General features: G+C 48.5%; 20 protein-coding genes and 1 pseudogene. 1 reads left to right on the top strand and 20 read right to left on the bottom strand.

The genetic code is table 11. From position 1 onward, the window contains the following. Positions 1-24: 24 nt before the first annotated feature. The 14 genes and pseudogenes from QMA13_RS17030 to QMA13_RS36395 all read right to left on the bottom strand — a co-directional run. A complete protein-coding gene (locus QMA13_RS17030; protein ID WP_282942824.1) occupies positions 25-2,331 on the bottom strand; it encodes a helix-turn-helix domain-containing protein in 2,307 nt (768 codons plus the stop codon). Positions 2,332-2,390: 59 nt separating this feature from the next. Further along, positions 2,391-3,437, bottom strand: coding sequence for an oligogalacturonate lyase family protein (locus QMA13_RS17025; RefSeq protein ID WP_282942823.1), 1,047 nt, complete (start codon positions 3,435-3,437; stop codon positions 2,391-2,393). Positions 3,438-3,441: 4 nt separating this feature from the next. Further along, positions 3,442-4,455: a Gfo/Idh/MocA family protein gene (locus QMA13_RS17020; RefSeq protein ID WP_282942821.1), complete on the bottom strand. Its 1,014-nt coding sequence runs from the start codon at positions 4,453-4,455 to the stop codon at positions 3,442-3,444. Beyond that, positions 4,452-5,492, bottom strand: coding sequence for a Gfo/Idh/MocA family protein (locus QMA13_RS17015; protein ID WP_282942819.1), 1,041 nt, complete (start codon positions 5,490-5,492; stop codon positions 4,452-4,454). Before QMA13_RS17015 ends, QMA13_RS17020 begins: the two co-directional genes overlap by 4 nt. Positions 5,493-5,536: 44 nt before the next feature. Then, positions 5,537-6,613: a hypothetical protein gene (locus tag QMA13_RS17010; protein WP_282942818.1), complete on the bottom strand. Its 1,077-nt coding sequence runs from the start codon at positions 6,611-6,613 to the stop codon at positions 5,537-5,539. 23 nt (positions 6,614-6,636) lie between these two features. Then, positions 6,637-7,824, bottom strand: coding sequence for an extracellular solute-binding protein (locus tag QMA13_RS17005; protein WP_282942817.1), 1,188 nt, complete (start codon positions 7,822-7,824; stop codon positions 6,637-6,639). Further along, positions 7,811-8,143, bottom strand: a complete 333-nt coding sequence (locus QMA13_RS17000) for a hypothetical protein (protein ID WP_282942814.1) — start codon at positions 8,141-8,143, stop codon at positions 7,811-7,813. The genes QMA13_RS17005 and QMA13_RS17000 overlap by 14 nt, the downstream gene beginning before the upstream one ends. Before the next feature lie 80 nt (positions 8,144-8,223). Next, positions 8,224-9,099, bottom strand: coding sequence for a carbohydrate ABC transporter permease (locus QMA13_RS16995; protein ID WP_282942813.1), 876 nt, complete (start codon positions 9,097-9,099; stop codon positions 8,224-8,226). Positions 9,100-9,124: 25 nt separating this feature from the next. Further along, positions 9,125-10,033 (bottom strand): ABC transporter permease, encoded by a 909-nt coding sequence (locus QMA13_RS16990; RefSeq protein WP_282942811.1) that lies wholly within the window; start codon positions 10,031-10,033, stop codon positions 9,125-9,127. A 233-nt stretch (positions 10,034-10,266) separates the two neighbouring features. Next, positions 10,267-11,238, bottom strand: a complete 972-nt coding sequence (locus tag QMA13_RS16985) for an ROK family protein (RefSeq protein ID WP_282942809.1) — start codon at positions 11,236-11,238, stop codon at positions 10,267-10,269. A gap of 46 nt (positions 11,239-11,284) precedes the next feature. Next, a complete protein-coding gene (locus tag QMA13_RS16980) occupies positions 11,285-13,675 on the bottom strand; it encodes an alpha-glucuronidase family glycosyl hydrolase (RefSeq protein WP_282942807.1) in 2,391 nt (796 codons plus the stop codon). A gap of 98 nt (positions 13,676-13,773) precedes the next feature. Then, on the bottom strand, positions 13,774-15,036 hold the full coding sequence (locus QMA13_RS16975) for an ROK family protein (protein ID WP_282942806.1): 1,263 nt from the start codon (positions 15,034-15,036) through the stop codon (positions 13,774-13,776). After that, positions 15,029-15,157, bottom strand: coding sequence for a hypothetical protein (locus QMA13_RS16970; protein WP_282942804.1), 129 nt, complete (start codon positions 15,155-15,157; stop codon positions 15,029-15,031). The genes QMA13_RS16975 and QMA13_RS16970 overlap by 8 nt, the downstream gene beginning before the upstream one ends. 151 nt (positions 15,158-15,308) lie before the next feature. Continuing rightward, a pseudogene (locus QMA13_RS36395) lies at positions 15,309-15,425 on the bottom strand (DUF4062 domain-containing protein); the annotation flags it as partial. A 265-nt stretch (positions 15,426-15,690) separates the two neighbouring features. On the opposite strand from QMA13_RS36395, the gene QMA13_RS16960 reads away from it, so the two are divergent. Then, on the top strand, positions 15,691-17,073 hold the full coding sequence (locus QMA13_RS16960) for an MATE family efflux transporter (RefSeq protein ID WP_282942802.1): 1,383 nt from the start codon (positions 15,691-15,693) through the stop codon (positions 17,071-17,073). A gap of 115 nt (positions 17,074-17,188) precedes the next feature. On the opposite strand, the gene QMA13_RS16955 is transcribed toward QMA13_RS16960, so the two are convergent. From QMA13_RS16955 to QMA13_RS16930, 6 genes are all read right to left on the bottom strand, one after another. Next, complete coding sequence (locus tag QMA13_RS16955; protein WP_282942801.1) at positions 17,189-18,697, bottom strand: extracellular solute-binding protein; 1,509 nt, start codon at positions 18,695-18,697, stop codon at positions 17,189-17,191. 19 nt (positions 18,698-18,716) lie between these two features. Further along, positions 18,717-19,592, bottom strand: a complete 876-nt coding sequence (locus QMA13_RS16950) for a carbohydrate ABC transporter permease (protein WP_282942799.1) — start codon at positions 19,590-19,592, stop codon at positions 18,717-18,719. Further along, positions 19,592-20,494: an ABC transporter permease gene (locus QMA13_RS16945; protein WP_282942797.1), complete on the bottom strand. Its 903-nt coding sequence runs from the start codon at positions 20,492-20,494 to the stop codon at positions 19,592-19,594. Before QMA13_RS16945 ends, QMA13_RS16950 begins: the two co-directional genes overlap by 1 nt. A 21-nt stretch (positions 20,495-20,515) precedes the next feature. Next, the gene (locus QMA13_RS16940; RefSeq protein WP_282942795.1) at positions 20,516-22,837 is read right to left on the bottom strand and encodes an AraC family transcriptional regulator; all 2,322 of its coding nucleotides are present in this window, start codon (positions 22,835-22,837) and stop codon (positions 20,516-20,518) included. A 267-nt stretch (positions 22,838-23,104) separates the two neighbouring features. Further along, a complete protein-coding gene (locus tag QMA13_RS16935; protein ID WP_282942793.1) occupies positions 23,105-23,488 on the bottom strand; it encodes a DUF4358 domain-containing protein in 384 nt (127 codons plus the stop codon). A 357-nt stretch (positions 23,489-23,845) separates the two neighbouring features. Continuing rightward, complete coding sequence (locus QMA13_RS16930) at positions 23,846-24,226, bottom strand: MerR family transcriptional regulator (RefSeq protein WP_282942792.1); 381 nt, start codon at positions 24,224-24,226, stop codon at positions 23,846-23,848. Between the last annotated feature and the right edge of the window lie 57 nt (positions 24,227-24,283).

Here is a 24,283-nt window from a genome sequence, read left to right as displayed (position 1 = left end):
TAATCTAACTCGGTTTTGATTGCTCTAGGGGCTTCCGCCTGCCGCCTTAGGAGCGGAAGTATCCTTCTCACTCTTCATTTGACTTAAATCCCTGTATTGTTTAGGTGTTATCCCTTCCATTTTACGGAAGTAGCGAATGAAATTTTGCGGCATATTGTACATGAGCCTCTCTGATATTTCGGTAACGGTCATGCTGGTTTCGACCAGCAGCTTCTTGGCCATATGAAGTCTGTGTCTCGATAAATAATCACTGAAGACGAATCCGGTTTCCTTGCGGAAAACGCGGCTGATATATTCAGGGTGATAATTCAGCTTGGCAGCGCAGGATTCCAAAGTCAGTGGAGAATCGTATTCTTGGTGAATGAGTGCCAGCATCTGATCGGATATTTTGGTCTGGAGAAGCTCTCTGCGATTTTCGATATAGATCATGAGCGGTTGTAGAATCGTCGTTTGCAGCCAGATAGCGATTTCTTTGTTCGATTTCAAGGCTAGAATCTCATTCACTACAGCTTTGTCTTGAGGAACGATGTCGTTTAAATTGGCTCCCTGCTCCTGTAAGAAGCGCATCAAATCTGCCAGTAGCCTGATCAATAGCAGTTGAAATTCCTGTTGGCTAATCGCTTTACGGGTAGTAAAGGCCATAAATTCATCCAGCAGCTGACGGCAACGTTCTTCCTCCAACAGCTTGATATGATCGAAGAGTTCATGGACGATTTGCTGCGGATAAGTGACGTGAGAATCCACGGCTTCAAACTGGATGTCTTCCAGGAACACAATGGACTGTTGATCCAGGCGCATCCCGCAGGACAGGGCTTCCTTCGCCTCGCGGAATGCTTTGGGGGCATCTAACCACTCGTTGAACAGTAGACTGATGCCTACGCTGATCTTCAGATGCAAATACGCTGCCACGGCGCGTTGAAGCTCTTCGGCCCATCCGTAAACGTCCTTCTTCCATTCTTCTGGGTGCTCCAAATGACTTCCCAGCAAGGTCACTTGAAAGTCACTTATCACCACCGGATTCAACCGGAGCTTGTGGGGAATGATCTCCCCCGCCATGTTATTGACGGCAAAGATGAGCAGATCGCGGTCCCGGTCCGTATAGTTCGTACCGTCCAAAGTATCAATGCGGACGCACAGGACCTGGAGTTGATTCCAGCCTGTCAGCTCGTCACCCTCGATGCGATCTGTTATTTCCTTGGATCTGACTGCTCCCTGCAGTAATTTATGCACCCAAAAGTCCTGAACCTGCTGTCTCATGCGGCTTTCCTTTCCCATGAGCATGTGCATGTTTTTTTCGATCCAGTAAAATTCGTCGCTTCCGGCGGAGCTGCCGCGTATTTCGGACGAATCGGATACGAGATTATACAGCTTGCGAACCGGGCTGTATAGCCTGCGCGTTCCGACAAAGGAGGCGGCAAGAACCAATAGCAGCACCGCCAAGCAGATGGAAATCGTCACCCAGCCGATCGCTTTGGATTCCTTGGTAATCTCGCTTATGTTCGTCTTGGAAACATATATCCACCCATTGTAGTTCGACTTGCGGTATGTAATGCCGTGGTTGTCTTGGTTGGATTGGAATTGACCTGCCTCCACACGTTCTTGCTTTATCGTCTCCATGTACGGCTCGCCTGACATATCCTTGCCAATCCAGTCCGGATTTCTTGCCGCAATAATCTGATATTGTTCATTGAGAACGAACATTTCACTGGACTCGTTGCCTGCGGGAATCATTTTATTCAACTCCTGGCTGGGCAGGACGGCAACAAGAATTCCCAGCGGATGCAAGGAGTTGATCGGAATCGTTTTGACAGTAGCCATACTCCGCACGGAAGGGTTGGCATTCACCGTATGGGACGGGCGAAATACGGTCCAGAAAAACAGCCTTCCGCTGTCGGCATAATCAGTGAAAGTAGAGTTCAATCCGCTCTCCTTCAAGGACTCTTTACCTGCGCTGCTCAGAATCCAATTTTTGCTGAAATTCACCAGATAGACATCTGACAACCCGTACTCATAAAGCTGGAGCCGGTATAGCGATTGCATTAATTTGTCGTACGACTGATAGTCTTCGCGGTCGAGTTCTTGCTCCATAGCGTCGAGGACCAAAGGCGAGTTGGTGATTTGGCCTTGTGCGTTATCGATCATTTTGAGCTTTTGTTCGAATCGAAGCTGCGTTTGCTCAACGATCTCCCTGTCACTGCGGTACGCCTTATCCAGTAAGAGCTGGGAAGCTTTTGCATAGGAAAAATAACCCAGTGCCATGACGGGAATTAAGCCAATCAAGATACAGAACAAAAACAATCGTTTAAAATATGTAAAACGGCCGTTCTTCATGGTTCACCTCCAGCTCGCGGAACAAGATCCCGTTCTCGAGACTTCAAGTCTGCTGTCAATTAACGTGCAAGCTCCTCCAGCATTTCGTCAGGAATTGCAGCCAAATAGATGTGCGGAATACCTGTTACATCCGAGTTATAAACGATCATTTTACCATCCGGGCTAAAGGAAGGATGCGGATGGGTCCATTGCGGATGGCATGACGAGCTGTTGGGATAGCATAAGACCTTGTGCTTTTTCGTTGCGACATTTATCAGATGAATACCGTGATCGGGCCAATTCGTATCGGATACCATCCATTGTCCGTCCATACTGCTGGAGGCGTGCCAATAATGCTCGCCATGAACATACATCTCAGGGGCTGCGTCACCCTCGGACATCACTGCGATGCCCTGCAATTCTTTCTCCAGATTGGACATGATCTGTTTGGTACCGCCGATCCACATCCAATGTCCGTTTCCGTACGGCAGTTCCAGCGGGCGAAGATTGCTGCCATCGCTATCGATGAGCCAGATGTTCCGATTCTGCTGATCCGGTCCACACTGAAAGGCAATGACCTTCCCTTCCGTCGGCTCTACCTGGGTATGCGTGATGTCGGAATGCTCGAACAGCACCTCGGCCTCCTTCCCGTCCGTAGTAAACCTTGCAATGCCGCGCCTGCCGTTTTTTAATGTGGCTTCCACAAAATATTGCTTATCATCATAAGTCATGCTCGCGGATTCGGCGAACCAGGTTAGTGGTTCTAAATAGCTGATCGTTTCTTCCTCGTACGTGTGCATGGAGACTCTGCGAAAATATCCTTCGTCCACAAAGTACAGCCAGTTACCGTCATAAGACACCATAGCGCCGTTTACGTACGGACGGTCCGTTAGCTGTGCCAGTCCCATTCCATCCGTATTTACTTTGAATACATCCACTCTGGAATCGCGCTTGGCATACTGGTACGATTTGAACACCAACGTATTGGAATCCGGCGTAAACGCGTTGATGTGAAAATACAGCTTGCTATTAACCGTCGGAAATGCGGTTAGCTTTGTTATTCGAACACCTGTTCTGTCATCTGTGAAAAACTGCCGTTCGGATGGATAGGTTTGACCCCTTGCCATAGACTCACTCCCTTAATGATTTCATTGGATTTACAGTTGGTTGTACTGTGCATGCAGCTTGTGCGGATGTCTTGGCTCTCAGCACCACTCGGGTGCAGTGCAATTCTTCTTCCAGCGTCAACGGCATCTCGGCGTGACCGAGAAGGCTCTTCATGTAAAGATCGAAGTAGCTGTATACGGGCTCCTCGAGCTCCAGAGGACCTTTATCGGCATTTCCAATGACCAGTCTGGTTCGGGCGCCTCCGTCAGTACTCTCAATCATTCCTTCAGTTCCGAAGATACGCAGGTGATCGTTGCCCCAGCACCCCGTGCCTTGAGGATTCAAGTAATTGATAATACTGCTTGCAACGCCTCCGTTTGCTAGCTCCATCACTAAGCTTGCCGCCATGGGCAGCATTCCCTCTGCTCTGGGATTACCCAGACGCGTCTCTACAGCTGTAACATGCTTGATCTTTACTCCGGCGGCATGCTCAATAAATCTAACGGCATGGATGCCGTTCTGGCCAATAAGCCCGCCGTCTATCGTTTCATCCTGCGGACGCCCGTCATGGGACGGATACGACTTTTGGGCAAATACTTGCACAACGTCTCCGATAGCGCCCGACCGAACCAATTGCCGAATGGCCAGATACGGTTGTTGGAACGCGGTTCCCGCCATTTCCCGGAATTGACATCCCGTTGCTCTAGACGTCTCTATTAATCGATCGATATCGCTTTCCTTCATGGCGCAAGGCTTCTCAGCGTATACATGCCTCCCTTGGTTCATGCACATAATCGCTTCATCCGCTTGTCTTGCCCTTATTGGCGAACAAAGAGAAACGATCTGAACTCGTTCATCCGTAAGCATAGCTTCTAATGTGTCGTACACCCGGATGCTGGAATCCGCTTGCTGCTCGGGAGTAAGCTGCTGAATGTCCATGCCTGCAATGGCGACGACCTGAGCATCGGGATGGTCGTTCAACTCTCCCTGAATTTGATGACCACCGTTATTTCCGTATAATCCAACCCCAAGCTTCATTCGTTATCCCCAATCTGCACGATCCTGCCGGTTTTGTCGGATTTGCTCATAGCTTGGATGATCTTGATTCCTTCAACGATATCCTGGATGTACTCGTCATCATTTGCTTGTCTTCCGCGTACGGCTCGATCCAACGCGTCCCATTGATAAGCTCCCGAGTCGCCTATCACTTCTACTTCTTCTGTCACTCTCTCCCCGCTTGCCCGGTCCTTGGTGACGAGGAGGAGCCGGCTCGGCTCACCGTCCCGCTTGGGCAGCACATTGCCATAGATCGTGCCATGCTGGAAATTCAAGATCATCGGCGACTTATACCTTTGACTGTCATCAACGCAAAAGCTGCCGAAAATATTGGCTATAGCGCCATTTCTAAAACGCAGGCTCAGCTGCGAGTTATCCGCTGTCGGTCGCTCCGTAATCAAGCGCGAGCACATTACGGCAACCTGTTCAGCGGGGCCGAAAAGGCGGACTATATCGTTAATGATATAAATGCCGAGCCTGAATATCGGCGCAGCGGGACATTGCTCCGGATTGTCGTACCATCCGCCGTCCGGCTGTTCATGGTAATTAACCCATATATCCGATCGGCAGCCAACGGGAATACCGAGGTTGTATTTCTCCCTCCAGGCTTGAATGTACCGAAGGGTATCGTGCCACAACGGACTCGGAGAGTTTAGATGTACAACCCGTTTCAAGCGGTTGGCCTTTTTAAGAATATCCAGCGCTTTTTGCGGGTCCAGCTCAAACGGCTTTGTCGTCATAACATCTCTCCCGGAGCTTATGATCCGATCAATCAGTTCGGCTCTCCCCGCTGGCGGCGTAAATAACCCGATCACTTGAACCTCCGGATCGGCAAGGAGGCTCTCCAGAGAACCATACGGCTTCGCTCCATACTTTCTGGCGCATGCTTTCATTTTCGAAGCATCGATATCGCATACGGCATGAATCCGAAAGCGGCGTCCGCCCTCCCCTTTCAGCATCTCCTCAATCACCGTGCTGCCGAATCGCAGCCCAACTATGCCTATATTGAGCTTATCCATCTGCTGTTTCACCTACCAAAATAGGATTTCATTCTTTTGAAAAGTTACCCTTGCAGTTCTTTTCTCAGCTGATCCGGGATGCGGACGATATACATTTGGGCTGTTCCCGTTCGGTCAGAATTATAGACCACATACTTGCCGTCAGGGCTGAACGATGGATGCGGGTGCGACCATTGCGGATGAGAATTGGAGCTCTCGGGATAGCATAACGGTTTGAATTTCTTGGTCCCGACATGAATGAGCTGTATTCCGTGGTCAGGCCAACTGGTGTCGGATACGATCCATTGGCCGTCACGGCTGCTGGCCGCATGCCAGAAATGCTCTCCTGTAGCTATGATCTCCGGTTCCTCGTCGTTCTCGCCCATTATGGCGATCCCGTTATACTGCTTCTCCAGATTCGTCATGATTTTCTTGGTATTCCCGAGCCACATCCAATGACCGTTGCCATAAGGAAGATTCAAGGGCCTCGCGTTAGTGCCGTCGCTGTTCACCAGCCAGATGTTCCTGTACAGCTCATCCGGCCCGTGCTGAAAGGCGACTACATTGGCGTCCGATGGCTCGCACTGTGTGTGAGTTATGGAATCGGATTCATAAATAATGCCGGCTTCCTGACCGTCCGTTGTATATCGTAGAATGGCTCTTCGGCCGTTGCGCAGAGTAGCATCCGTAAAATACACGGAGCCGTCGCCGCTCATGCTCGCATTAATAGTCGTACCTGCCGTGTTGCTGCTTAGCCCTGTGGAAGGCAGGATTCCATCGATATAGCCTATCGTATCTTCTCGATAGTCCGTCATAGATACCCTGCGCAGCTCGCCGTGGCACATATAATACAGCCATTGGCCATCAGGTGAGACAACGGGGCTGCCCGCTTCGGCGGCATCTGTTAGCTGAGTCAATCCACGCCCATCGACGTTGACTTTGAAAATATCGACCTTGGAATCCCGGCAAGCTTCGGAAAACGACTGAAACACTAGCGTATTCGAATCTGGTGTGAAAGCATTGACATGAAAATACAATTTGATATGGATGCCGGGAATGGAAGTCAGCTGCACCCCTTCCACCCCAGTTCTTTCATCCTTGAAGAAGCGTCTTTCCGATGGATATGCAGTTCCTCTACTCAAGCTCTAACACTCCTGCCGATTGGTTATTTGTTTTTGGATTTGGCGAAAATGTCGGCGAATTCGGTCAGCACTTTATCGCCTCCCGCTTTCTTCCAGTCCTCCTGCACCTTTTTCCATCCGTCTTCGTCGATTTTGCCCATAATGAATTTGACGGCACCGTCGGAAACGATTTTCTTTAGCTCATTGCTTTTTTGGCTCCAGGTTGGAGATTCGAAATAGAGGCTCAACGCCGGATTTGTCACAACTATTTTTACGTTGTCCTTGATCAGCTGCTTCCCTTTTGTAGTCAGTGGGTCCTCCCCTGTCAATATTAACTCCTTAGAGCCGTCATCGATGCGAAGCTCGCCCAGTCCCAGCGTATCGTTGTTAAATGCGTCGTCGGAGACGATTTTTTCCGCTTGCCCATTCGTCAGCTTGTATTGCTTGCCTTCGATTCCCCAGGTCAGCAAATTAACGGCATCCGGTTCCTGGAGCCTATCGAAGAAAGCCAATATCTGCTTGAGCTCCGCTTCCGTCTTTACCGACGATTTCGGGAATAGGAACACGCCCGTATAGCCCGGCTGAGACCAGATGCGTTGGCCCTTTGGCCCCGTTATCGTATCGAGGATACCGACTTTAGCCTGGGGATTGATCTTCCTGAGCTCCAGCTGCGATTTGCCCACGTCATCAAACAGCCCCAAGTTAATTCCAGCCTTGCCTTGGTTATACAGCGAGTTCATCTGCTGCTCTTCCGTCACGACAAAGTCCTGATTCATCAGTTTCTCGTCATATAATCTCTTAATATATTTCAATGCCTCAAAATATTCGTTAGTCATAAAGGAAGGAGTAAACTGCCCGTTCTCTTCCTTCCAATCGTTAGGTGCGCCGAACCATGATGCGATATGGGGAATTAAATAACCTTGCCCGTCTTTAAAGGCTAGCACGCCGTAAGTATCGTCTTTGCCGTTCTTGTCAGGATCATTTCTGGTAAACGCTTTCATCACCTCATACATTTCCTCGGGAGTTTTCGGCTCCTTCAGATTGAGATTATCCAGCCAATCTTTGCGGAACGTGACGCCGAAACGCGCGAGAGGCCTTGCCCGGTATAAGCTGTACGTTTTCCCCTGTATTTTCGTGCTTTCAAATTGGACTTTGCTTAAGTTGCTCAAGTTTTTATAATCTTTGAGATAAGGCCCAATTTCCCAGAATAGTCCCGATTTAATCGCATTCACCAAGGGCGGGGAGGATGAGTTCAGTGCGAGCAGCACCTTGTGGGAGATCGTTGGAAGCGATCGATACGCTGACTTTATCGTCGTAGGCCGAGCGCGGTACCCAAGTCATATCGATCTGGGTGTTCGTCATCTCCTGCAGTTTTTTCCATATATCACTCTGGTTATTGGGTGGCTGCGGCGTGTAATAAGTAGCCATAATGCTCAGCTTTAGCGGTGCTTTCTGACCTTCTGGCGCATTTGACGAGGACGGGGCTTTGGTTGCCGCAGCCTCTCCAGCCGGACTCCCCTGCCCTCCTCCGCTGCACCCTACAACAACCATGGACAGTGAAACTAACGCGCATGCAACGGCCGTAGCTTGTTTTTTCATGGCGGTTCTTCCTTTCGACTCTCATATTTTTATTATCCTTTAATTGACCCTAATAGTACACCTTGGGCAAAGTGTTTTTGTAAAAAAGGATACACCATAATAATAGGAAGCGTGGCGACAACGATCACTGCCATTTTGACCGTTTGCGGCGGGATCACGTAAGCGGATTCCGAGGCGTAGCTCGCATCCCCAATGCCGCCCGACGACATGATGACAATTTGCCGCAGCAAGATTTGAATCGGCCATTTATGCGAGTCATTGATATAAAGCAAGGCGCTGAAGAAGGTGTTCCAATGACTTACTGCATAGAACAAGGAAAAGGTTGCGATTGCCGGAAGCGACAGAGGAATCACGATTTTCCACAGCAGGGTCGGGTCGTTGCACCCGTCGATTTTGGCGGATTCTTCATATTCAACAGGCAACTGCTTGAAGAAGTTGATCAGGATGATCATATAAAAAGAATGTATCGCACCAGGCAGCCATAAGGACCAGTACGTATTTAGCAGACCTAGCGACTTGACCACCAGAAAGCTGGGAATGATTCCGCCGCCGAACAGTAGGGTGAACACGACGAGCAGCATGATCGTCCGCTTGCCTTTTACGTTGCGAGATAACGGATAGGCCATGGACAGCGTCATTGCCATGTTAATCAGTGTGCCGGCGACCGTAATGAAAATGGTAATCAACAAGCTGCGAAGCAGCGTATTTTCGGAAAAAATGTACCGGTACGCTTCAAAGGAAAGCTCCTTGGGAAACAGAATGAACTTGCTCTGCAGCACCTCCGTCGGCGAAGCTAACGAACCAGCCAGGATATGTAGGAATGGAAACAGGGTTAGCAATGCGAGCAGGGTTAGAAGAGCATAGTTGCCGATATCGAATACCGTGCCTGTGATAGAGCGTTTGCGCAATCGGGTACACCTCCTTTTTCAAAATCTAATATACGCCTTCCTCCCCCAATTTGCGGGCAATGTAGTTCGCCGTGACGACCAAGATCAAGCCGACAACCGATTTAAACAAGCCTACCGTGGTCGAATAGCTGAATTGCCCCTGTGTGATCCCGTTGATGTAGACGTACGTGTCGAACACCTCGCCCACTTCGCGGTTCAGCGCGTTGATCATAAGGAGCATTTGCTCAAATCCGGTGTCCAGGAAGTTCCCGAGACGAAGGATGAGCAGAATGACGATGGTGCTCTTAATCGCAGGCATCGTAATATACCAGAGCTGGTGCCACCGGTTTGCCCCGTCGATTTTGGAAGCTTCATACAAGGACGGGTCGACTCCCGCAAGCGCCGCCAAAAAGATGATCGTGCCGTATCCCGTTTCTTTCCATATGACCTGCAGCGTAACCATCGGTCGAAACCATTCCGGCTCCGTCAGAAAGTTAATCTTATCCGCACCGAGACTGCTGACCGCTTCATTGACAATCCCGCCTTCCGTCGTGAACATAACATAAGTAATCCCCACAACAACGACGATGGAGAAGAAGTGTGGAATATAGATGAGCGTTTGCACCGTTCGCTTAAACCATTGAATCCGCAGTTCATTCAGAAGCAGCGCGACAATAATAGGAAGAGGAAAAAACAGCACGATGTTATAGACCGCCAAAATAGCGGTGTTGCGGAACAACTGCCAGAAAATCGGATCAGAGAAAAATCGCTCGAAATGCTCCAGACCGACCCAACGGCTTCCCCAGAATCCCAACGCAGGCTGATAGTCCTTGAACGCGATTAGCATATCCCACATGGGCAAATACTTGAATAACAGATAGAACAACAGCCCGGGCAGCATCATCAAATACAGCCATACGTCTTTGCCGATCGTTCTTTGAATAGATAGACGCATGCTTCTTGCTCTCAGTACTTTTACATTGCTTTCGATTAGTTTAACCTCCCCTCTTTCCGGTTACGAGCTCATCATAGTCCGCAGTTTGTTGTTCAGTCTATAATCTTTAACCGACAAGATCCTAATCTCCGGTCAAACAGGCCTTCAGAAGAACGATAATCATTAGATGAGTTCATGCTCATTTGCTGATATTTCGCTTTTTTTATCCTTTATGACGCTAATTGAGCCGCTATCTAGGAGGAGAGCAGGCTGTAGGCAACCGAAAGACTAGCATAATCCCCTACTTGTTCGCACAGCTGTGCAGGGACGATCCGGCATACGGACATCGAATACGTCAATGCTTCCCGCTGCAGCTCTTCCATGACCAGGGGCTCAAGCAATGGCTGCTGACGGCCGTAAATGCTGCCGATGACTATCAACTCGGGATTCAGCAGATCCACAAGTACGGCGAGCCCTCTGCCGAGCTGCTTCCCTACGATGCCCCAGAGCTTGATCGCCGTTGGATCTCCCTGCTCTGCAGCTTCGCCCACTTTCTGTGCGGTAATGGCAGTTAGCAGCCCCGGCTCCGGACAGAACAAGGGCTTCCCCCCTTTGCGCAGCTCCTTACGGGCAATCGTCTGCGCCAGCTTGGCGATACCGCCCCCGCTGCAATATCCCTCGAAGGAGCCGGCTTTCCCATAGCCAACCGGTCCGCTTGCTTCCAGCCTCATATGCCCGATTTCTCCCGCCATGTCATTGGTTCCGCTATAGAGCGCTCCATTTAGAATGAGTCCTGCGCCCATGCCGGTTCCGAAGGTAAGGAATATCATATTTTGCGTGCCTCTCCCAGCTCCCCATTTCCATTCTGCCAAAGCGCATGCATTAGCGTCGTTCTGCAGACCGACAGAGATGCCGTAATGCTCCCGCAGCGGTCGGACAATGTCGATGCTGTCCCATCCGGGCAAATTAGGTGGGGATAGTATGAGCCCTCGCCTGCTGTCGAGCGGCCCGCCGCAGCTGATTCCAAGAGCGTGCAAATCCGGAGATCCTTGTTTCAGCAGCAGGTTATCCAAAGCTGTTATCAGTCTATGGATAGCCGAGGAAGGCGTTGTATTACCGGTTGGAAAGCTTCGTCTAGCGGCGATACGAACCTCAGAAGCGGTTACTTCTCCCAGACAAACTGCACATTTGGTTCCGCCAATATCGATTCCGGCAAGCCAGGTCAAGGTGACTTTCCTCCTATACTGTTTTCTTAATGATTAAGAATAATAGTCATGTCATAGGGGTTAACCATAGCTCCGCTACATTTAAGCGCTTGGTCCCTTGCGTACGCAGGAAGGTTAGTTTCAGTACTCCCTCACGCGCAATTTCTCTCGGAAGGACAGCTTCACACAGAGTCACTGTTCCGCCCGGTACCTGTACACTCTCTAGGATTAAGTGATCATCATTAGCCGTAATCCTTACGTGAGCTGTCTTATGAGCTCCGGTTCCAACCTCCCCGAGAAAAGCGACTTTCATCTTGTAATCGGTCGTGGGGCTGAGGTTCTCATAGTATAAGATAAGTGGGGTGTCCAGCATTACATTCACGTGCTGAATCCAAGCGAGCGGGATACCTCCGAGCTCCTTCTCCTTCGCTTCAGAAAGGCTTCCGGACGCCAAATAGACGGCGTGCGCGATTCTTGGTGATGACAAAGAACCAGGGTCTCTCTCCCATCCCAGTCCCCAGTCCACTCGACGGCTGCTGCGTCTTGACCCGAAGTTGTCGTAAAAGCCTCCCGGCCCCGGATTGGCCCGATTCAGCATTTCGCTGATCCTCTCGAGCCGACTCGATTCTTCGGACTCTTCGCGGATCATAGCGAATCGGACGCGCAGCCAGCAAGCATCGTTCAACGGCGCTTGAATCGTATCGATAAACGCGCCTCGATCCCGGGCAATGGCGAAATGCCGGGAAACCGTCAATTGATATCCTATCGATGCAAACAAGGCATCGGCCAGCTCCTCACAGCGCCTGCGATAATCTTGGGCGACAGGCTCGGTTACGGCACGGTCAAGAATCTGGTCGGCAAGCTGTACGGCTGCCAATGCTCCCAAGCTCTCCGCTTCTCGCAGGGCTTCCTTGGCTCGATACTCCAGCTCGGTTTCGTAGAACAGCCGCCTCTTCGTGTAAGCATCGAAATAAGCGCGCAGCAGGCCCATCTGAAATCGGTAGTTGTTCCGCGCTCGCGAGCTGGCCTCCTTCTCCATCTGCTGCCACTGAAGCAGAGTCACCTCCACACTGTCGTTGGCTGCCAAGGGACCAACCCAGTTGTTTTCCAGAGCGAGTAATCCTTGCGCTACTCCTTCCTCCTGATTACAACCGATGAACCATCTAGCATACTCCCGCAATGTCTCGATTACCGGCGTCTCAGGGTTCCAGTCCTGACCGTTCCAAACGAATTTGTTCACGTCGTCGTTGATGCCTTCCGAATAAGAAAGATTGCCAACTGTATAGGATGCCAGAAGATTATGAATGTGTTTTTGTGCGGACGGGCGAGGATTGGCGCATTCCCTGCCTAAGGTTACGGCGAATGAAACATCCCAGTCGGCGACTGGATATTGACAATGAAAGCTATGAGTGATGTCTTCATAGCGGCGTATCGGGTACCGGGATGGGACGATGCTGCGCAATGCAGGTAGCGTCTCGTCTACATGGGGACCAAATACAATGCCTCCGAGCCAATCAGGCTCCGTGTTCAACTGTTTATAGAAGGCGTTCTTCCATCGCATCGGATCGTCATTCATGATTTGGGGTGATAGCCATAGCTTGGCGTCAGGGTGGTAACGATGGAGAAGCTTCGCTACTTTCTCGCACCATGAGAAGAGGGGCTCGGGCTCCATATTCCCAGGATCGCTCCCAGGAATAAACACATGCTGAAGATGCGGTATCGTGCTGAAAATAGCTTCACGTTCTGCCAATTCCGTCTCAATAGTTATCGGATCCGTGTAGTCCCCACCGATGTTCGGATACCAAATCCATGTATCGAGTCCATAGGAATCGATGATCTCGGATAGGCGAATCATCATCTCCATAGGCTCGACCTTCATTACCGGACTTCTAGCCTCATCATCTGTTCTCGGCGGCAATAGTTCGATGCTGTTGGTGCCGAATATAGCCAGATCCCGGATGTATTGATCAAACTGCTCTACGCTCCAGGCGTCGTAGGCATTGTTTTTGGGTCTATAGCCGAGCTGATGTCCCCGAAGGGGGAAGCGTGGAGCCTCAGTCAAGTTAAGCTCGATTCCTAATCCAATCTTATTCTCTGCCCATTGCAGGATACGAAGGAGCTTGCCTACTCCGTAAAGAACTCCGCGAGCATCAGCGCCAATGATATAGACCGCACGGCTTCGCTTGCTCATGACACTTCGCAGCATATACCCCTCCGGTTCTAGTGTCGGAATGGGATCAGGTAATAGAACACCTCCTATCCGCGCCATGGAATCGGCTGTCCCTATTACAATCACGGATTCTACCTTGGCTGGATAACTATGCAAGCGTGGCAAAAGAATTCCTGTCCGCTTTGCCAGTTCCTCAATCAGGACATCGACTGCCTTGGCTTCCGCTCCTGTTGCTTCACTTGAATAAACAACGGTTGAATGTGATAAATCCAGGTAAGACATGCTCATACTGGCAACCCCCGTTCCATTTATCATATTATCTTAATGATTAAGATAAATAACTGCAAAGAAGTTCTGCCTATGGCAAAACTCCATCTTCACGTTTCTCATAGATCTTGCTTGCTGCCATCCAAGCTTGCAGGACTCCGGTCTGATAGCAGCATTAGCGGTTCGCTCAGCAAATATCCGAGCAGCAGAGCGGTCGCACCATAAGCGCTTTGGGATGCCCCGAAGGTAGATGTTCTCAGCATCAGTCTCTCTCTCGCAAAGGCGTACACCCGTTTCTGCAAGTTGGACTGTACCGACGGCAAATAGTCCTTCACGTATGGAAGCAATTTTCCTCCAAGCACAACCAATTGCGGATCATACAGGTTATACACATTGATCAAAGCCGTCTCCAAATAATGGAGCGTCTCTTCCATACAATGTACAGCTCCTTGCTCTCCTCTTCGCACGGCTGCGATAAATTCATCCATCGTACCCTCGTTCGCCCATCGCCCCAATATTCCCGGTATGGAGCCAACCGTTTCCCAGCATCCCATGTTCCCGCAATCGCACCGTTGGCCATCGTGCACAAGGGTCATATGTCCAACCTGACCGCACAGCCCGTTCGTCCCCCGTACGATCTCGCCGCCGGATACAACGCCACCGCCAATGCCAATTCCCATGGTAATCAATACAAGCTCCTCCACGTTCCGGCCTATACCGTACCAGCTTTCGGCCAGAGCAGATGTACGTGCATCATCTTCTATTACAATTAACCATTGCAACTGCTCCTCCAATACCTGGCGCAGCTCGTAGCCGTTCCAGCCTGGAAAATTCGGCGGATTCAACAGTGTCCCCTTGCTGTAGTTAATAGGTCCGGGCACCCCGACGCCTAAGCCGAGAATACAGCAGCCCGATTGCTCCGCTTCTTCCTTGATGGTCTGAAGGATAGGCAGTATTTCACGCTCAACGATATCAGGCCCGCTCGGCTGCGGGATTTCACGTTCAACTATCTTCAGAATCGTGCCGCATACATCCGTAACCACGATTTCAAAGGAGGATCGACCTATGTCAAGTCCAATCATGCGGTAGTAACCGGGGTCGAAGCCTAACATGACTCTTTTGCGCCCGACATGTCCGGAGACGGATTCCTTCTCGCGGATCACTCTAAGCTCGATTAATTCATGCGTCAGATTGGTGATCGTACCCGAGGTCAGCCCGGTTTGCTCAACCAGCTCGATCCTCGATACTTGCTCCATCCTCCATATTTGCTTCAGAATAGCCGCCATATTATGCTGTTTTACTTGCTGCAGGTAAGCGATCTTGTTAGGTTGAATAAGTGAAACCTCCATTAACTTAATGATTAAGATATAATGATCATACATCAAAAGTTTCTTCGCGCACAATAGGGTTATTGGAAAAATCAAACTGTTCTTTTGCTGGTTTCACACAGAGTACCATGAAGGAAAAGAAAGAAGAGCTTGAACTTGCTTTGTGCGGAAACATGATATTGGGTACCTCCTCTTTAAATGAAAAAAGACACCGCTGGTGTCCTGGTGTCCTGGTGTCCTGGTGTCCTGGTGTCTTGAGTTTCTCGAGAAACTTGAAAATTTGTAAAATCACTTCGGTACCCTGGTGGGGTATCCCCTTCCGGTCGCTGTTGTTCTCCCGCAGGAATGTGGCCAGCTTTAAGTACAGCTTGTACTGCGGCATGACGTTCTTCAATCAGGTCATTAAACGTAGACGATAGGAAGACTTGTAATTTTTTTCTCATAGGCCACGGTCGTTTGCACAATGTTTTAGCCAAATAGTTCATGTCCTAAGCATATTATGCCTTTTCATTATAAGGGATGAATCTTTATAATGTAAGAAATCGGTTACAGTTACAATAAAGGAGGATATATATCACCTTCTTAGGATATCAGGCCTCAGGCATCATAGCCTAAGTTAGCTTCAAGCTGCTTATATAAAAGTGCGATCCAGCAGTAAAGTACACATAGTCAAATGAATTAACTCTAGGATAAAGACAGGTGCTGCTCATGAGTTTATTTGTGCGCGAGGCGTCATTTTACAAAAAATTTTTTACACTGACCCTTATCATCGGTTTACAAAACATTATTACTTTTGGGGTCAACTTATCCGACAACTTAATGATCGGCGGATACAGTGAATCGGCGTTATCCGGTATTGCGATAGCCAATCAGATCCAGTTTGTGCTGCAAATGCTCGTGATGGGTGTAAGTGAGGGACTGGTCATAATGGCGTCAAGATACTGGGGTGCAAATGACATCGGATCGATTAAGAGGATTGCCAGCATAGGAATGCGCCTATCGATTCTTGTTGGCTTGGTTATGTGGATTGTGGTCTTTTTCTTTCCTCAAAGCTTACTATCTTTGTTTACTAATGATCAGAGTGTTATTGCTGAGGGAACCAAATTTGTGAAGATTATCTGCTACTCCTACCTATTTTTTTCCGTTACCAGTATATTGCTTGCGACATTACGGAGTGTAGAGACGGTAAAGATCGGCTTTATTTTGTCCTCGACCACGCTCATCATCAATGTGTGCCTGAATTATGTTTTGATCTATGGACATTTTGGTTTTCCAAGTCTGGGAGTGCAGGGATCAGCCATTGCTACCTTGTCGGCAAGAATTATAGAACTGATCATTGTCTGCATCTTCGTGAAGCGATTTGACCGGAAAATCTATTTGAAGCTGCGTGATTTCTTTACAATCGAGATGGGATTATTCAAGCAGTATATCAAGCTGGGTTCCCCTATTCTAATGTCCAACTTTATCTGGGGGATTGCCATGGCGACACAGACGTCCATTCTGGGGCATATGGGCGCAGCTGCGATTGCGGCAAATAGCATAGCGACAACCATTTTCCAGATTGTGTCCGTCGTTGTTTTTGCTTCGGCAAGCGCTACTACCGTCGTCATCGGCAAAACGATTGGTGAAGGGCATATGAATAAAATCATGTCCTACGCCAAGACTCTGCAGATGCTGTATCTCATTATTGGATTATGTACAGGTGCTGCTCTGTTTGTTACAAAGGATTATGTCCTTGACTTTTATACCATTTCCGAAGAAGCAAGAGGCCTTGCTCTGCAGTTCATGACCGTATTATCTATCACTGTGTGCGGAACTGCTTATCAGATGCCTTCATTAACAGGAATTGTACGCAGCGGAGGGGATACCAAATTTGTTTTATACAATGATACCATTTTCATGTGGCTGATTGTTCTTCCGGCCTCGGCACTGTGTGCTTTCGTGTTCAATCTTTCCCCATTGGTTACATTTATTTGCCTGAAATCGGACCAAATTCTGAAATGCTTCGTAGCTATCATAAAAGTAAATCGATTCAAATGGATTCGAGCGTTTGATACTTATTCATCAGAAACGAAGGAAACTGTTGTTTAGTAAAAAGGGTTCTGTAAGTAAATAACCTCTTCGCCTTCTTTCACAAAGACCCGTTGGGAATGAGATAGAATCGGCCATGCAGACTTACCTGCATGGCCATTTGTTGTACCTTTTTTTATTTTTTGACCGAATGGTACGCCTGGTTCATTTCATCGATTGTTTTCATATACGTTGCGTCCGCCTTCAGCTTGGCGACATACGCATCCCACGCTTCGATAGGCTCCTGCCCCATAATCACTTTGGTCTTCAGATCGCTGATTTTCTTCGTATAATCCGGCCCTGCTTTGAGCCAGGTTTCAGAAACGAGGCCTACGCTAGGATCATCGATGCTGACCTTCTCCCGCTCGTCGATGATTTTTTTGTTGCGCTCGAACAGCTCCTTCGGCATACCGGTGCGGAACGCCCACAAGTATTTGTCGTAACGCTCGAAAATTTTGCCGAACGAGCTTTGTGACACGCTGTCTTTGAAAGCCTGCTCTGTCGCGATCTTGAAGCCGTCCTTATCGGTGGTAAAGTGAATATCCGGCAAGCCGAAGCATGCCAGCTGGAAGCCTTCTTCGGATGCGCCGTAGTCCATTAAAGTGAGAATTTTTTTTACCTTGGCTTCGGGAACCGATTTCGGTATCAAGTATACGCCACTGAACCCAGGAGTTGAAGGCGCATATTTGCCGGCCGGAGAGCTCATATAACTAAGCGGAAGGAAGTTGGCTGCCGGGTTCGTCTTAATCAGCTCTGCCTGGACTCTCCAGATCGCTTCGATCGTATTCGGATAAATGCCGACATTGCCGTTTTTTACCAAATCCTCGGATTGCGTTTCCTTCATAATGGCATAATCCGCAGGCATGAAGCCCTCTTTATAGATCTTATTCAGCCACAATAAAGCTTCCCTTGTGCCCGGCTCGAAGGTCGTATCAATCAGCTTGCCGTCCTGCACCTTCCATTTGCCGTTGCTGTGATTCAGTACGCCTTCCACCCAGCCCAAGTCGTTTCTCGGCATCAGCGGGATGGTATCTTTCTTCCCGTTGCCGTCTGGGTCGTTGTTCGCGAATGCTTTCATGACTGTGTACATGTCGTCCAATGTCTCAGGAACTTTGAGGTTCAGCTTTTCCAGCCAATCCTTGCGGATGATCGGAAGCCCGGACCCGCCATTCAACGGACGCACGGACGGAATAACGTAATTTTTACCGTTCATTTTTGTTTTTTCCCAGACCGAGTTTGGATACTCCATCAGATGGGGGTAGTCTTTAATGAACGGAGTCAGATCCCAGAATGCCCCCTGTGCCACCATCTGGCGCATTAACGAACTATTGAAATCAAGCACTTTGACCAAATCCGGCATATCCCCGGACGCCAGAACCAGATTGATTTTGTCATTGAAGCTGTTCGGAGACGTCCACATAATGTTCAGCTTCGTATTGGTCCGCTTCTCGAACTCCTTTTGGACCGGATTATCGGGTCCTGGTGCTTCTGACGTATTAAATTCGGTAATAATGCTGATCGTCTCCGGTTTCTCATTGGTGCCACCTGATTCCTTAGGCGCGGTTTCATTGCCTCCACAAGCGGTTAGCATCGTAGTCGCAAGCAGTGCCGAAACAGCAGCCTTTGCCGAATGTTTTATTATCATACTGCTCATCCTCCCTAATTTATTCTTTGATGGAACCTAACATAACTCCCTTGGCAAAGTGCTTTTGCAGCAGCGGATAAATGATCAGGATCGGGATGGTCGCTACGACGATCGCCGCCATTTTCAATGTCTGCGCCGGCAGCTGCTGCTCGTTCATCAACTCGGCAGCGCCAGAGCCTTGGGAAGACGTCGAGGAATCGATCAATATATTTTGCAGTAAAATCTGCAGTGGCCACTTTGACGAAACGTTGATATACAATACAGCACTGAAGTACGTGTTCCAGTAGCCAACTGCATAGAACAGTCCGAAGGCGGCCAGCGCCGGCAGCGACAGCGGCAGAATGATCCGAAAAAAAACGCCGAAATCATTGTATCCGTCTATCATCGCCGCTTCTTCCAGACTTGGTGGAATACTGTCGAAGAAGCTTTTCATCAAGAACACATACCACCCGCTGCTTAAGACCGGAATGATCAGGGACCAGACGCTGTTAATCAGTCCTAAATCACGTACCAGAATATAATGCGGGATAATCCCGGGACTAAACAAAATCGTAATCAGGATCATCATCATCAGTGGCTTGCGGATTTTGAGGCGTTTGCGAGACAACCCGTAAGCAAGCGATGCGGTCACCATCAAGCTGAGCAGCGTCCCTACTGTAGCCAGAAATGTGCTGATTTCCGTAGCGTTCAAATAGGAAGAGGTCGATAAAATATACTTGTAGGACACCATGGACCATTGTTCCGGAAATAAAATGAAGCCTTGCTTTCGGATATACTCCGAAGGATCGGTGAACGATACCATAAATACGTAATAAAGCGGAAATATGGTCAACACGCTGATCACGCTTAACGCGATGCCGTTTATTACACCGAAAGCCTTGTTTTCTGTCGCCATTAATACAGTCCCTCCTCTCCATATCGCTTGGCGAGCTTGTTCGCCAGGATGACGAGAATGAGGCCGATCACCGACTTAAACAATCCGACCGCCGTACTATAACTGAATTGCCCCTGTTGGATCCCATTCCGGTATACATAGGTTTCGAATACATCGGCTACCTCGGATACGGCGCTGTTCATCATCAGGAACACTTGCTCGAAGCCTACATCCATAATCTGACCCAACCTTAGAATTAGCAGCGTAATGATGATGTTCCGGATGCTCGGAAGCGTTACGTGCCATATTTGCTGCAGGCGGTTCGCTCCGTCCATTTTGGCAGCCTCGTAGAGCTGTGGATCGACGCCAGCGATGGCAGCTAAGTAGATGATGGTCCCCCAGCCGGTTTCCTTCCATATGCTCTGGACCGTCAGCATCCACCAGAATACTTTGGAATTGGTAAGAAAATCAAAGGTCGAATAGCCGAAGTAAGGGAGCATCTTATTGATGATGCCTCCGCTTTGCGAGAACAGGAGAAACGTAATCCCTGCAATGACGACCCATGACAGGAAATGCGGCAAATAGACGACCGATTGGATCAAGCGCTTGAACAGCGCCGAGCGCACCTCGTTAAGCAGCAGCGCCACAATGATCGGCATCGGGAAGTAGAATACGATATTCATCAAGCTGATGACCATCGTATTGCGGAACAGAATCATAAAGTCGGGATTGGTGAATAACTCCTGGAAATGGCGGAATCCGACCCAAGGGCTCTTCCAGACGCCCATATAGGGCGAATAGTCCTGAAAAGAAATGATGATGCCCCACATGGGGACGTATTTAAAGAGAAGAAAATAGAGTACGCCCGGTAAGATCAGCAAGTATAAAAACAAATCCTTACGGATACCGGATAGGATGTTCATGCAGCGCTAGCCTCCTCTGGTTCATGTTGTCATTTTATGTCTTTCCCGATATTGGCCTGGTGTCATATTCTCATGCTTTTTAAAAATACGGTTGTAATACGTGGGCTGATAGCCGACCTGCTCGGCGATGTCGTTGATTTTCATATCCGTGCTGACGAGCAGCTCCTTGGATTTCTCCAGCCGGAGTGCCGTTAAATAATCAATAAAGTTCACTCCGACGATCTGACGGAAATTCGCGCTCAGCTTTTGCGGATACGTACCGAACCGATCTGCGCATGCCTCCAGCGAAATATCTGTCATAAAGCTTTCATTAAGCAGTGTCAATACTCTATCGACGATTTGCTTTGTCTGCAGCTCTTTGATGGATTGCATTTCATCCATAAAAGGCTCGATGATCCGCTGCCGGAACCAGCGCTTCATCGCTTCCGGTTCGCGAATGTGCAGCAGCTGCCCATATAAATCGACACCTCGCTGCGGGCTGCAGCCGATTTGCAGCATGGCGAACAGCGTATTGCCTAGCAATTGAAGCATGCATTGATGGAAGACGATCTCCTGGCTAGACTTTTCTTGAAGCGCTTCCATGAATTGGCCTAGCCCCTCGACCGCTTCTTCCTGAAGCCCCATCTGCATCGATTGTATGAGGATTTTCTCCTGCATAAACGGATAGGAGGCTGAATGCTCTCCCCTCAGCACAATATCCTCCGAGTCAATAATGGAATTTTCCATCTCGATGTCCCTATAACCGATTGATTGCCGAGTATCTTCCAAAGCGGAATGAATATGCTTCGTTGATGCAGCCACCCGGCTAATGCCAATGACAACCTGCAGCTTCAAGTATTGCCTAAGCGGCCTGATCAGCATCCTTGCGCAGTCGAACAGCTCCGACTTAATCTGCTCTCTCGTCTGTCCTTCTGGGGAAATAAACAACAGCCCGATGGTCAGATCCTGAAAGTTAATCACATGAATCTCCGTCTGCCTGGTCTTCGTCATCTCTGAGATAATATTCGCCGCCGCAAACGTCAGCAGCTGTTCATCTCCCTTAGACGGATTGTGATAAGAGTTCGAGAATCCGTACAGTTGGATCACAAGCATTGCGTATTGCCCGCCCTTACCAAGCATGCCGTACTTCTCCATCTCCTTATGTACCCTCTCTTCTAACAGCGAGTCTAGATGGCCCTGAACGAGCTGCAGCAGAAAACCTTCTTTCAGCGTTGGGATGGCCTGCTCCATCCGCAGCTGCAGATGTGTTCGTTCATGAAGCGCATCCTTCCACCGGCCCTCAATGTAAGCTACTTCATTTTTCTCTACCATTGCAGATTCTTTCCCGTCAGTAGAGAATACTTGCATCAGATGCTTCAAGGGACGGTACAACTGCTTTGACGCAAACCACGACAGCAGGACGGCAAAGAGGAGCGCGACCATACTCACGGCTAGCGGCAACCGTGAAATCCATTCAACCGGCTTGGTTAAGCGTGACAAGGGTACCGCTGATACATATAGCCATCCTGTGTTTTTCAGTTTCCCGTAGGAAACGACATACGTCTCTCTACCGGATGAATACAAGAATGACTTTCCATCGTCATCACGGGCAAGCACTTCTTTGCGGATCATTTCGTTCAATACCCCTTCAGCCTGCTTGCTTTCTGTGTCCTCCGTACTCGCCAAATAGGAACCGCCAGCATCCACCAGAAAGCCCGTTCCCTGCCCTGTCGGATTCAGCTGCTGCAGAAGCGCATGAATTTCATCACGGTTCAAGTCGACGATCAGGACGCCGTCGGAAGGCTCAACCGTTATTGGCACCTTCTGTATGAGCGAAATGTTTAAAGCATGCTTCTCATCTTCCAGCTGCGGCATCGAATCCGTCCAGAATATAAACGGTTTTTGATCCAGCAACGACCGGTAACGTTCGAGTTTTGCTGGATCGGTCACATAGCGAAGTCCTTTGTCTCCGTCGATCAGCAGTGCCTTTTCCTGGTTCACGAATAGTGAGACTTGATGAATCAGAGGATTGGAGCTTTTCATGACGATCAGCTGATTGTACAAATCAAGGGTGTAGCGAACATCGCTCTCAATGCTCCGTGATTTCAATTTGTCAAAAAACGGATTGTACGCCCATTGATTGACCGTGAATTTTAAATGGGCTAATTGCGCATCCATCCTCTCCGATACTTGCTCATACTGCAGCATCTGCGACCGGCTGACTTCCTTCTCAATTTGGCGGATTCCAACTGAATACGTCAATATGGTCAAAATAGCCATCGGGATACTGGATATGAGCAAGGTGATAAGTAAGCTTTTATGGAAGAAGCTGACGGTTCCTTGCAGTTTCCATATGGATTTCATATATGCTTTCGCTCCTTCTTCCAGCTCCTTACGATCAACACTATAAATTTGCAGCGGATTCCGGGCAACTGGACATTTTTATTTCAGGCAACCTGCGCGATTGCACTTTTTTCTTTCATTCCATTATACTATCTCTGACCCGGTCGCTCCGCTTCAATCGCTTCATAATGAGCCCAAAAAGAAAAAGCCCTCTTTCTTGCCAAGCTAACGGCAAAAAAAGAAGGCGAACGTATGTAACCCTATAAGTTGTTATTTGATTATGAGCCATCACGATCTCTTATCATAATTAATTTTATCAAGATAGGTATCAACAAGTTGGTTACCGCTCCTAGTACTGTCACTGATTGTTAAAATAACATAGTTTCTTGTTCTGCGGATGACATAACCTCGTGTGCGATCATATTCTTCTGCATTTTGTGATTGATACTTTTTCACAAGCTCACTGCAATAGGAACTTATCGCCCTTTGAATACTGTCGGCACTTTGTGGGCTGTTCGCTTCAATGATTGAAAATTCCCGGGTCGTGCCATCTGTGCTGACGAATACTTTCGCGTTAGTAACATCAGAGACGGTTACGCCGCTGTAATGCTCCTGAATATTGGAAATATCCAGCTCTTCCATGTCTTTGTAATACACCGATGACGTCAGCATAAACTCGGAAAACTTATTGATATTCATTTTTGTTTTTGGGTACATCAGGAAATAAATACTTGTCAGGACAAGTACAGCAATTAATAGGATAAAGACCCGTTTTTTCTTTGATATAGTTCTTATGATGCTTTCCTCCTTGTTATAGCAGCGCGCTATTCTACTCGTAAACACCCAGCAGGATATATAATAACAAATGTTACTGCGTGACAATTCCTATAAATCCCAATATACGAACGGAAAAGCCCTAATTTACCACTTCTCTTTATTCTTCGAAAGGAAGAGAAAATGGTTCTTTGGTCCATTTGTATGCAATTAAAAATGGATGCTATCTTCAGAATCACTGTTTGATTATCTGTTTTATTGTAATTTATCTGAGCTCTCTAGTTTTTTGAAAAAATTGATTTTATCATCGATCCTCTCCAGTGTATTTTCAAGTTCCTTCATTTGATCGATAACTTTCCCACGATAAGTTTCCATCAATTCTCGTCGTGCTGTTATTGCAGAAACTTCACTATTTTGCAAAGCGACAAACTGCTGCACCTCCCGAATGGGCATCCCTATCGTTCGAAAGTAATTTAAAACTTGAAACCATACAATATCACTCTCTGAATACTGACGATATCCATTTCCGTCTCGTTCTATCCCGCGAATTAACCCTATTTGCTCATAGTATCGTAATGTGTGGATGCTTAATCCCGTCTTCTCAGAAACTTGTTTGCTTGAAAATTTGTTCTCCATATTTTTATTATAGCATTGGTTCGAACTGTATTGCTATGAAGTGCACTCTATACTTTA

This window comes from Paenibacillus sp. RC67 (assembly GCF_030020805.1).
Lineage (GTDB): Bacteria > Bacillota > Bacilli > Paenibacillales > NBRC-103111 > Paenibacillus_S.
The sequence above is the reverse complement of the archived record's forward strand: the minus strand, read 5'-3'. Positions and strand labels throughout refer to the sequence as shown.